Here is an 11,262-nt window from a genome sequence, read left to right on the forward strand (position 1 = left end):
GCACTTGACAAAAACATAGGGACACCCCCCCAGAGCGCGCGACCACACGGAAGTGCACACTACGACAGTATTCGAAACTATTTTCCCCAAAATCTTTAAATCACCCTTTACTTCGCTTACCTGTTCGATTAAAATGAGCGATGAAAGATTAAACGCGAGGATTAAAAACACCAAATAACGTCGCCGAGCTGCTTAAAGCTCGGAAAATTCGCTCAGAGTTAGTCGAAAATATTTTCACTATCTCTTCCTTATTTCAACATTTCAACGTCCAGGCCTTATCTTTCAGGGGGATTCAACAATGGCCAGCGGGGAACATATACCACGGAAACGCACTTACGCTGCGGCGATGGAAGCAACAGCGCCACGCTTTCACCATGAGATTTCTCAAACAGCACCAGCACGTCTTGGAATTGACCGTAATCGAGCTGATCTGCAGCTTGCCCTTGCTTGTGTTCCGTCTTCTTCAACAAAAGATGTCGAAGATTACATCGCCAAAATCGCTCCAGCTCTTGGCATGTCGCGCGGGAGAACACTCCAGTACATCGATATCGGGATGCAGCTAGAGCGGCTCCCGCGGTTGAAAGAGCTTCTGCTCAAACGCGCACAGCTACCGCTTCCCCACATGCGGGTCATTGCCACAGCCATCCTCCCCTTGGATGACTCCTCTACTGTGAAATATTTCGAAGACCATCTCCTCGAACTGATCACGCCGAGAGTCAATGGTGAAGTTCTTCGCGGAGTTCGGAGTCTTCAACAGAATATTCAGCGATTTATTAATGAAGTCAGCCCGCTATTGCGCCCTAAAAATGAGTACGACCCGCCGATTACTTCGTTTCAAAAAGGCATCGAGCAAAAAGCTGGCGAATCTATAAAGTTCGAGTTAAAGAACAACCTCACTGAAGTCACCATGGAACTGATGCCTGAGCGGGCAATTGAGTTTCAGAAAGTCTTGGAAGAAATTACCGCTGATCAGGACTGCGACTTCGTCGAGGCTTTTTCACACCTTCTGCACGGGACTGCTCAGGTCACCGCCACATTGAATCTGTACTGCCCACTTACTCAAGACAAGCCGCAGGAGGCATGGATCGGCGGTCTGGGGTGGATCAACAAAATCGCCACTGAATCCTGGCTCGATCGAGTCACTAGCATCCGGCTACTAGCGGACGAGAAAACGGAAAAGTACTCGCCAACAGAGCGACAGCGTACTTACGTCCAAGGTAGAGACGGCACCTGCCGCTTTCCCGGATGCGATGTCGATGCAACGAAGTGCGACATCGACCACATTCAGTCGTATAACCACGAGAATCCCGAAGAAGGTGGCCAAACCGAAACGCCTAACCTCCATTGCCTATGCCGCCGCCACCACAATCTAAAAACGGCCGGTCTTTGGAATGTCGTGCGCGATATCGACGGCGTGGAGTACTGGACCTCCGTCACTGATCAAAGCACCGAAAAAGCTGCGCTTATCAGCACAGAATCAGGACCGCTCTCCGGCCACGGTCGCTACTCTTTCGACCTGCGCAAGACAAAGAAAGCACAGACACTCAAGGAATACAACGAGCAGAGGTTGGAACACCTCCGCGAATCACAGGAGCTGACAAATCAGGCTCGCGAAGAACTGGGAATGAACAAAAACGAGAGAAACGGAGAAGCCGACGAACCCACCACACCGGAAACACCCGAGGCACCGGAAGCGCCCGAAGACGAACCGCCCTTCTAGCGCTACTCGCCTTCGGACTGCTGAGCCATGCGCCAGCGAATACCGGCCTCGATGAAACCGTCGAGGTCACCGTCGAGGACCGACTGTGGGTTGTTGACTTCGTATTCGGTACGCAGATCCTTGACCATCTGGTACGGGTGCAGCACATAGGAGCGCATCTGGTTACCCCACGAGGCATTGCCGCCTGCGCCGAGAGCATCCAGCTCCGCGCGCTCTTCCTGGCGCTTCTTCTCCAGCAACTTCGCCTGCAGAACTCGCATGGCAGATGCCTTGTTCTGGTGCTGGGACTTCTCGTTCTGGCAAGTCACCACGATGCCGGTCGGGACGTGCGTAAGCCGGACCGCGGAGTCCGTGGTGTTCACCGACTGCCCACCTGGGCCGGAGGAGCGGTAGACGTCGATACGCAAATCTGACTCGGGGATGTCGATGTGATCCGTTTCCTCCACAACCGGCAGCACCTCGACCTCAGCGAAGGAAGTTTGGCGGCGGCCCTGGTTGTCGAAAGGACTAATACGAACCAGCCGGTGCGCGCCCTGTTCGACCGAGAGGGTGCCGTACATGTACTCGCCATGGACGACGAAAGTAGCGGACTTAATACCGGCCTCTTCAGCGTAGGACGTGTCGTAAACCTCGACCTTATGCCCGTGCTTGTCGGCCCAGCGCAGGTACATGCGCATGAGCATCTCGGCCCAGTCAGCGGCATCCACGCCACCGGCACCGGAGCGGATGTTGATGACCGCCTCGCGCTCGTCGTAAGGCCCCGAAAGCATCGTCGTGACCTCGAGGGATTCGATGTCGGCACGCAGCTCAGCGCGTTCGGCATCGGCCATCTCGACGGCGTCGGGGTCGCCCTCCTCTTCCGCGAGTTCATACATCACGGAGAGATCGTCGAGGCGCCCGCGCAGCGAGTCGATCTTTTTCTTCTTCGCCTGCGCCTGCGACAGTGCACTGGTGACCTGCTGCGCGTGGTCGGGGTCATCCCACAGCGACGGATCGGCGGCCTGGGCTTCCAACTCCCTGATCCGGTCGGAAAGCTCGTCGACATCGACCACCTTCTCAATGGTGGTCAGCGTCGCGTCGAGTTCTTTGAGGTCAGCATTCAGATCCGGGTTCACGGGTACTACCTTAGCTATACCGCCTGTTTCGGTGCACAATAGGACGTATGTCTGAATCCACCGCCAGCCAAGATTCCAGCCAAGACCCGCACCAAGATTCCAGCCAGGACCTAGAACTCTTTCTCGCCCAAGTGTCCGAGTCGATTGTGGCATCGGATACCAGTGTTGCGGTTGCCATCGTGAAGCGTGCCGCTGCCATTGCTGCTCGCATGCGCGACGAAGGCCTGGTCACTGAGTACAAGACATCGATTTCCGACGTCGTCACCGCGGCCGACCGCGCAGCGGAGAAGTTCGTCGTCGAGGCTTTGGCCGCGCTCCGCCCGGAGGACGGCATCCTTGGCGAGGAAGGGTCGGCGAAGGAGTCCCAGTCTGGTCGCACGTGGGTGATTGACCCTGTCGATGGCACCTACAACTTCACCACTGGTTCGGACTACTGGTGCAGCGCATTGGCGCTGGTTATGGGAGATGCGAACAATCCGGACGAGGTCATCCTCGGCGCGGTGCACCGTCCGGCCACGGGCGAAAGCTGGATTGGTGGCCCCAGTCTCCCGACCACTCGTATCAACATTGACGGCACTGTTGACGATCTCCGGGTCACTGACCACCCGCTTTCGGAAGTCTGCGCAGCGACATACCTCCACACCACAGTGGTGAGCTCGAGCGAGGAATCCGAGGTCACAGCCACAAAGTCCTGGCTGGATGCAGTGTCCCGCAGCGCTACCTGGCGCATGCTGGGCTCAGCGTCAGTGGATATGGCAGGCGTGGCCGACGGCCGCATCGGCGTATGGTTCCAGCGCGACGTCGCGGCCTGGGACTGGCTGCCTGGATATGCGCTTATTACGGGCGCAGGCGGCGAAGGCACGTCGGTGCGGCGCTGGAAGCTCGCGGGCTCAAGCGGCCAGGTCGCAGAGCTGCGTGAGGTTCTGCGCTAGAATTTCGGCCATGACCACCTCTTACTCCGAAGATCTCGCCCTTGCACTGTCGCTTGCCGACGCAGCCGATGACCTCACGATGTCCCGCTTCGAGGCGGCCAATCTAGTCGTCGAGTCCAAGCCCGACCTCACGCCGGTCTCCGATGCCGATATCGCGTGCGAAAAGCTGCTCCGCGAGATTCTGTCGGACAAGCGCCCGAGCGATGAGGTCCTCGGCGAAGAATTCGGTGGCGAAGCTGTGTTTGAGGGCCGTCAGTGGGTCATCGACCCCATCGATGGCACGAAGAACTTTGTGCGCAATGTCCCGGTCTGGGCCACCTTGATTGCCCTGTTGGAAGACGGCAAGCCGGTTGTCGGCGTGATCTCCGCACCTGCGCTGGGACGTCGCTGGTGGGCGTCCAAGGGCGACGGCGCATTCAAGCGCGTGCAGGTCGGCGGCCGGGAAGCCGCTGAGCGCCTCATTGAAGTCTCGAAGGTGGCGAACATCGCGGACTGCTCAATTTCTAACTCTTCGCTCACAGGTTGGGCCGAGCGCGACCTGCGCGACAACTTCATCGGTCTCACCGATGACGCCTGGCGCCTTCGTGGCTATGGCGACTTCTTTTCCTACTGCCTGGTAGCGGAGGGTGCGGTCGATGTCGCCGCCGAGCCAGAAGTTTCCCTGTGGGACCTGGCAGCTCTTGCGATTCTGGTGGAGGAAGCTGGCGGCCGCTTCACTTCCCTAGCGGGAGTCGACGGGCCGCACGGCGGGGACGCGGTTGCGACGAATGGGTTGCTTCACGACGCCGTCGTCAAGCGCCTGGGCGGGTAAACAGGGTTTTCCAACCTATCGCAATTTGCGACGAGCGGCTCACTATCTCCCGTCCGCGTGACCGATATCCAGGATACGTCGCAGCTCAGCAAATACCTCAGGGCGTACCTCATGGGTTACCACCCGTCCACTCTTAGACCTAGTTAGCAGCCCGGCATCCGCCATGGTCTTTAAATGATGCGACACCGTCGGCTGACTAAGCCCAGAAACAGCGGCCAGATCCCCCACGGCCATCGGACTACAGCCAGCGGCAGCGAGCTGAGACAAAATTTGCAGGCGCGCCGGTTGCGCCAGCGCTTTGAAGAGCGTTGCCGCAGCCTGCGCTTCCGCCGCGTCGAGAGGCCGACCGCCAAGTGCACAGCATTCTGAGATTTCGTCCATACCCGTTGAGGCTACACGGCCTCCCCTCTAAATATATTGACAATCATCGATATATTGATTACACCGGAAACTATGACACAGACTACAAAGTCACTCAGCTTCCTAGACCGCTTCTTGCCGCTATGGATTGCAGCTGCAATGGCAATTGGCCTCATTCTGGGCAAAATTGCACCGTCACTTGTGAACTGGCTGGCAGAGGCAAAAATTACGACAATTTCCGTACCAATCGCCATCGGATTGCTGGTCATGATGTACCCACCGCTCGCAAAGGTTCGATACGACAAAACGGGCAAAATTTTGACATCAAGGAAGCTGATGGGCATCACAGTCTTCCTCAATTGGATTCTCGGCCCCGCACTGATGTTCACCCTTGCCTGGATATTCCTCAGTGATAGTCCAGAACTGCGCACTGGCGTGATCATCGTCGGTCTCGCCCGCTGCATTGCAATGGTTTTGGTCTGGAACGACCTATCTTGCGGCGATACTGAAGTCGCTGCCGTATTGGTGGCCGTCAACTCGCTATTTCAAATTTTCATGTTCGGCGCTCTAGGGTGGTTCTACCTGCAGATTCTGCCCTCCTGGTTGGGACTGGAAACCACTTCCGCCACCTTTTCTTTTTGGGCAATCGCACTATCTGTAGTGGTATTCCTCGGTATTCCGCTTCTGGCTGGCGCGGCATCACGCATAATTGGTGAACGCACCCGTGGTCGCGACTGGTATGAAAATGAGTACTTGCCCAAAATCTCACCATTGGCACTTGCCGGCCTTCTATACACAATCGTGTTGCTCTTTGCGCTTCAGTCACAGCAGATTCTTGAGAATCCCTGGACCGTTGCGAAAGTGGCACTACCACTAGTGATCTACTTCCTCGCCATGTTCGCGATCGCTCTCACTTCGGCCAAGGCCGCGGGCATGAACTACGCAACCTCCGCATCGATTGCCTTTACGGCCGCCGGAAATAACTTCGAGTTGGCAATTGCGGTTGCGATTGGCACCTTCGGCCCATTGTCCCAGCAAGCACTTGCGGGAACGATTGGACCACTTATTGAAGTACCCGTACTCGTTGCACTTGTCTACGTCACCCGCTGGCTCGGGCCGCGCCTTTTCCCTAATGACCTTTCCGTACCGGACAAACTATAGAAAAAGGATTCTGAAATGAAGGAAATCCCGAAGGTACTTTTCATCTGCGTGGCAAATGCCGGTAAATCCCAGATGGCCGAGGCCATTGCGCGTGCAAAATATGCCACGCAGTTCATCGCCCTTTCAGCAGGAACGAACCCCAAAACTACTACCAATGCGCTTGCAGCCAAATCAGTTGCAGAAATCGGCGCCTCTATGGACAGTGCATCACCAAAGCCCATTGCCCCCACGATTCTCCGGACTGCAGATCGTGTTGTCATCATCGGCGATGCCGCTCATGTAGAGCTCCCCTCGGACGCTCAAGGCTCACTCGAGCGTTGGCTTACTGACGAGCCCTCAAAACGAGGCATCGACGGAAAAGAACGCATGGACCTGATTCGCGATGACCTCGAGCGCCGTATCGACGAGTTAGCTGTCGAACTCCGTTCCACTAAGAATCCCTAAGCGGCAGAATCCAACAAAAGCCGCCTTATCGCCAGCGTAAGCCACACGACTGCGCCGACGCCTGCGATGAGACCGAGGAGCAGGAACATCAGGCCGACTGCCCAGAGCCCGGTGGTGTCGTCGGTGCCGGCAATGATGCTCCAGCACAGGGCGTAGCCGGCGACGGCAGCCCACCAGGTGGGCAGCAGGTTCAGAGTTGGGGCGGGCACGCGCATCATGGCAGAGGCAGTGAGGATGACCATCGCAAAGCCGCTGCAGAAAACCTGCCACGGCGAGTAGTCGTATTCGCCCTCAAGTGTCCACGCGAGCGTACAAAAGCAGATTAGGAATGCTGCGACAAAGACGAAAATCGTGTGCCCAAATGCGATACGCTCGCCGTATTTTTTGGCCAACCATGCGGCGCCCACCCATGCGAGAGCGGTGGGGATGGCAATGATTAATAGGTACGCGAGGAAGACGCCTGGCACCTCTGCCCAGGTGAAACTCGTCAGCATCGATGTCATGCCACCAGGTTACGCCTGCCTCTTAGCTTTTTGAGCGCGCTAGTTTCCCAGTAAAAACACAGACGAAACACCATGATTTACACATAGTCACTTAATGTATTGTCAGGTTCGGTTGCTACAACTAGAAAGTCGTTTTCAATACGCCGTTTGTAGAGAGTGCTTTTTACCAAAGAGCACCTCCCTATAAGTTGTAGTAAAGGAGAAATCTGGGGTGAATAAACCTACCCGAATCGTGGGGCTTGATATAGCGCGCTCACTCGCCATCATCGGCATGATTATTGTCCATATGGCCTCACTACTTTGGAGCACAAAGGTTGTGCTCTCTGGCCTACCCTCATCACTGTTCGCCATCATCGCCGGCGCCACAATGATGATCATCGGCCGTAATTACAGCAGCACTACCTTCTTGCGTCTAATCACCCGCGGTGCCCTGATCATTCTCATCGGCCTGGCACTATTGCCGGTCGGTGGAGAAATTCAGGTGGTCCTCGTCATCATGGGCCTGGTAATGATGCTGGTTTCCTGGATGCCAGCGCTCGGAACTTGGTGGCGAGTCGGCTTCTTCATCGCCGCAACCATCGCCGCCACAATCAAGTACGCGCCTATGACGCTGCCACAGATCTATCCGCTACTCGCGTGGATTGCATATTTCATCGGCGGCATGCTGCTTTACGACGTCTACTTGCGCGGTCGCCTGCAAAGCACTTCCACCTCTGAGACCAACGCCAATACTCGGTTGAGCTGGATTGTTACCGCTGTCAGCGTTGTCGTCACTGCCGTCGGCATGTACTTCCGATTTGATCCAGAGATTGCTGGCTGGCTCCGCTTTACCGGACACACTGGCGTCTTCGGCGAAATCATTCTCTCCGTCGCTGTTGCCGCTATTGTGTTGCACTTGTGCCTGTTCGTAGGCGATCGTTTCCCAGCTGTGGTTTACCCATTCGCGGCTATGGGAACAATGTCACTGACTATCTACATCCTGCACGTTCTCACCGCGTTTTATTGGCAGCAGAATGTTGTATTGCATTCCACGTTGTCCGCAGCCGGTTTCATCGTATTCTTCCTCGTCATTGCTAGCCTCTGGAAGAAATTTGTCGGACAGGGCCCTGCCGAAAAACTCGTTGCCACCGCAATCAAGGCCATTGTTCCTTCTGGGAAAGGGAAATAACCGTGAAGAAAACATCTTTTTCCATCGCAGCAATTGTTAGCAGCACCCTGCTTCTATCTGCAGCCCCAGCTCTTGCATTGGAAAACGGCGAACCCGCACCTGCGAATGCTGAAAGCAGTTCTGTGGCCGCGCTGAAGATTGGCAAAATCGGCAATTTCGGTGACTGTACCGGGACGCTGGTTGCCGACCAGTGGGTGCTCACTGCACGCCACTGCCTGGAGTCTGTGAACAACGAAGGGACCCAGGCCCGCATCGGCGGGAAGGTCTACGATGCCGATTCTTGGGCGCTTTCTCCAATGTCTGATGCGGGATTGCTTCACCTGACCCAAAAGGTCACCGACGCAACCCCGGCGAAGGTCTCCCGCGATATCCCCACACCTGGACAGACGGGAACTCTCTACGGCTGGAGCAGCAGCTCGTCCATGGCACGATCCGGGCAGCTTCCGATGACCAAGATGGTCGTCAATGAGCTGCTGGGCGGCGGGCCGACTGAAGGAACTCCAGGTGAGGCTGCGCCTGGTGGTGCTGTTCCGGGTGACGCTACTCCAGGCGAAGCTGTTCCGGGTGAGGCTATTCCGGGCGGCGCTGTTCCGGGTGACGCTATGGAATCAATGGAGATGCAGCCAGGAGCTGCCATGCCAGATGACTCCAAAACCGAGTCGATTCCGGCAGGGACAGAAAGTATCCCAGCCGACGCTGCCATGATGCCAATGATTCAAAGCGCCATCCTGGACGCACATTCCGTTTCTGGCGCGGGTATGCAGGGAGGCGACTCCGGTGGTCCATTCTTCGTTGACGGAGAGCTCGCTGGTCTCGCTACCGCCGGAACCTCCAATGGCGACCCTGACCTGCCCTCCCCCAGCGCAGCTATCACTACCCTCGCTGGCACTGCTGACTGGATCGATGACATCACCTCCGGCCGTGACACAGAAAGTGTGCTAACTGCGGAGAACACTCCTGCTCCGCCAAAGACCATTCAGACCAGCGGTGATCACATGTGGGCCTACCTCGCCATCGCATGCGCTGGCGTGGTTATCGCAGCGGCTTGGTCGCGCATTAGGAATGGGCGACAGTAGAACCGTCTGACCTCAACCAAGACCACCTCCCAGAAACGAACTGGGTAGGTGGTTTTTTGCTGCGAAGGCAGTGAGCTCAACTGGGGCCGAAGCCTCAAAATCTCGCGGTAGCTGACATAAAATCGCAACCGTATCCCTATGGTTCTAACCCTTTTCTTAGAATCCATGATGTGGTTCGCATAATTGTTAAATGGTGAAACCCCACCAACGAGAAAGGTAATCAATTCCCGTGGATGGCTACACACCCTTCGACGTCTTGATGGATATCGGTTGGATCTCGCTGCTGCTCATCATCGGTAATTTGATGCGGCGGTTCATCCCCTGGTTCCAAAAGCTTCTTATCCCCGCACCGATTACTGCGGGCTTGCTCGGCTTGCTGCTAGGCCCCAACGCTTTGGGAATAATCCAGTTCAGCGAGCATTTCGGCGACTACGCAACCATTCTCATCGCGGCAGTCTTCGGTGCCCTGCCATTCACAATGGATTTCGATGCCAAGGTACGCCAGCGCGCGCGAACGATGTGGTCCTATTCCGTAGGCATGTACCTGGCGCAGTGGGGATTCTTCGCGCTGCTTGGTGTGATTCTTTTCGCCCCGCTTTTCAATACTCCGGACTGGTTCGGCATCATGCTGCCCGTCGGATTCGTCGGCGGTTTCGGCGTGGCCGCAGCAGTTGGTGGCGCACTGGACTCGGCCGGCATGACCGAGGCCACGAGTTTGGGTTTCACAGCCGCTGCGGTGGGCATGTTTTCCGCAATTATCGGTGGTGTAATTTTCGCCCGCTGGGGGTCAAAGAAGGGGCACACCAATGAGCTGCCCGCCTTGGATAAACTGCCGGAGGACATGCGCACCGGCATTATCTCTCTTCCCGGCCAGCGTCCAAGCGTGGGACGGGCGACCACGAGCCCGTCCTCAATTGAGCCGATTGCGCTGCACGTTGCAGCACTAGCGGCGACGCTCTTCCTGGCAAATATCCTGACTAACTTGGTCAATGACGCTTTCCCGGCCTTGAGCTTCCCGCTGTTCGCGATGGCCTTCCTGGTCGGCCTGGCGGGTGTTGGAGTACTGCACCTGATTAAGGCACCGCACTACCTGGATACGAAGTTGATGGGTTCGGTCTCCGGCGCGTCGACGGACTTCCTGGTTGCAGTCGGCATCGCGTCGATTGTGCCGGCAGTGGTGGCCACCTACATCGTCCCGCTAATTGTCCTGTTCGTCGTGGGCCTGGCCTTCTGCCTGGTGTTGTTCTTCTACGTCGCACCACGCATCTTTGAACATGGCTGGTTCGAGCGTGCCGTATTCAGCTGGGGCTGGGCAACTGCCTCCGTGGCCACGGGCATCGCCGTGCTGAAAATTGTGGACCCGGAGCAGAAATCCGGCACGCTCGAGGAATTTGGCATGGCCTATGTGGGATTCGCGCCCTTCGAGATCGCGGCAGCCATCCTCGCACCCATCGCAATCCTCGCCGGACTGGTGTGGCTATTCGGTGGAGTCGCGCTTATCGGCGGGCTAGCCCTGTTGATTCCGCCGATGATCATGCTGAAGAAATCGAAGACCAGGGCTTCGTAGAGTTCTTTATAGAGGGCGGGGACAGGAAAAGTTTTCTCCCGCCCTCTACTGTTGCGACCCCACCGTGGACTGACCAGGCCCGTCTGCCAGCTATTTTCTAGCGCTGCGCTCACTTATCGATGCATGATTCACCTATCGATGCGCTCCAGCGTATCCATAAGTGAATAACTCATCGATATGTGAAACCGAAAGCCAGCAGCGCGTACATGAGCTGAGGCGAATCGACCGGAACAAACCAGCACCCCCTCAAGCTAAGTACCTTCAGGCCGACTAATCGAGCAGCGCCTCACACCGCATTTCTGATGGCCGCCCCTTTAATGCCCGGTTGTGCAGTGCGCGAGTTCGTCAGACCCAACGGCTACCCAACGACTTACCCGTTACCTTGTGAGTGTCCCCGATAATGGG

The 11,262-nt window shown here is 56.7% G+C and carries 11 protein-coding genes; 8 read left to right on the forward strand and 3 right to left on the reverse strand.

Annotation, left to right across the window (positions count from 1 at the left end):
• The first annotated feature begins 346 nt into the window (after positions 1–346).
• A complete protein-coding gene (locus tag HMPREF3130_RS05770) occupies positions 347–1,720 on the forward strand; it encodes an HNH endonuclease signature motif containing protein (protein WP_242458686.1) in 1,374 nt (457 codons plus the stop codon).
• A 2-nt stretch (positions 1,721–1,722) separates the two neighbouring features.
• Here HMPREF3130_RS05770 and prfB read toward each other — a convergent pair whose 3' ends face one another.
• A complete protein-coding gene (gene prfB, locus HMPREF3130_RS05775) occupies positions 1,723–2,835 on the reverse strand; it encodes a peptide chain release factor 2 (protein WP_038626269.1) in 1,113 nt (370 codons plus the stop codon).
• A 47-nt stretch (positions 2,836–2,882) separates the two neighbouring features.
• On the opposite strand from prfB, the gene HMPREF3130_RS05780 reads away from it, so the two are divergent.
• Entirely contained in the window at positions 2,883–3,767 is an 885-nt protein-coding gene (locus HMPREF3130_RS05780) for an inositol monophosphatase family protein (RefSeq protein ID WP_070429509.1), read from the forward strand.
• 10 nt (positions 3,768–3,777) lie between these two features.
• Positions 3,778–4,578 carry a histidinol-phosphatase gene (gene hisN / locus HMPREF3130_RS05785; protein ID WP_070429510.1) on the forward strand — a complete coding sequence of 267 codons (801 nt, stop codon included), beginning with the start codon at positions 3,778–3,780 and terminating at the stop codon, positions 4,576–4,578.
• 42 nt (positions 4,579–4,620) lie between these two features.
• On the opposite strand, the gene HMPREF3130_RS05790 is transcribed toward hisN, so the two are convergent.
• Positions 4,621–4,959 (reverse strand): ArsR/SmtB family transcription factor, encoded by a 339-nt coding sequence (locus tag HMPREF3130_RS05790; protein ID WP_070429511.1) that lies wholly within the window; start codon positions 4,957–4,959, stop codon positions 4,621–4,623.
• A 72-nt stretch (positions 4,960–5,031) separates the two neighbouring features.
• On the opposite strand from HMPREF3130_RS05790, the gene arsB reads away from it, so the two are divergent.
• Together arsB and HMPREF3130_RS05800 are read left to right on the forward strand one after the other, a co-directional pair.
• Complete coding sequence (gene arsB, locus HMPREF3130_RS05795) at positions 5,032–6,099, forward strand: ACR3 family arsenite efflux transporter (RefSeq protein WP_049172185.1); 1,068 nt, start codon at positions 5,032–5,034, stop codon at positions 6,097–6,099.
• Between the two features lie 15 nt (positions 6,100–6,114).
• The gene (locus HMPREF3130_RS05800; protein ID WP_048733886.1) at positions 6,115–6,543 is read left to right on the forward strand and encodes an arsenate-mycothiol transferase ArsC; all 429 of its coding nucleotides are present in this window, start codon (positions 6,115–6,117) and stop codon (positions 6,541–6,543) included.
• Here HMPREF3130_RS05800 and HMPREF3130_RS05805 read toward each other — a convergent pair.
• Positions 6,540–7,046, reverse strand: a complete 507-nt coding sequence (locus HMPREF3130_RS05805) for a hypothetical protein (protein WP_048733884.1) — start codon at positions 7,044–7,046, stop codon at positions 6,540–6,542. The two genes, HMPREF3130_RS05800 and HMPREF3130_RS05805, sit on opposite strands and share 4 nt — an antisense overlap.
• Positions 7,047–7,257: 211 nt before the next feature.
• Between HMPREF3130_RS05805 and HMPREF3130_RS05810 the strand changes: the two genes are divergently transcribed.
• The 3 genes from HMPREF3130_RS05810 to HMPREF3130_RS05820 all read left to right on the forward strand — a co-directional run bounded on the left by HMPREF3130_RS05810 (position 7,258) and on the right by HMPREF3130_RS05820 (position 10,857).
• On the forward strand, positions 7,258–8,214 hold the full coding sequence (locus HMPREF3130_RS05810) for a DUF418 domain-containing protein (RefSeq protein ID WP_049192834.1): 957 nt from the start codon (positions 7,258–7,260) through the stop codon (positions 8,212–8,214).
• A 2-nt stretch (positions 8,215–8,216) separates the two neighbouring features.
• A complete protein-coding gene (locus HMPREF3130_RS05815; protein ID WP_070429512.1) occupies positions 8,217–9,290 on the forward strand; it encodes a trypsin-like serine protease in 1,074 nt (357 codons plus the stop codon).
• 229 nt (positions 9,291–9,519) lie between these two features.
• The gene (locus HMPREF3130_RS05820) at positions 9,520–10,857 is read left to right on the forward strand and encodes a sodium/glutamate symporter (RefSeq protein ID WP_070429513.1); all 1,338 of its coding nucleotides are present in this window, start codon (positions 9,520–9,522) and stop codon (positions 10,855–10,857) included.
• The last annotated feature ends 405 nt before the right edge of the window (positions 10,858–11,262 follow it).

Origin of the sequence: Corynebacterium sp. HMSC14B06 (assembly GCF_001807075.1) — a bacterium.
In the GTDB taxonomy this organism is placed as follows: domain Bacteria; phylum Actinomycetota; class Actinomycetes; order Mycobacteriales; family Mycobacteriaceae; genus Corynebacterium; species Corynebacterium jeikeium_D.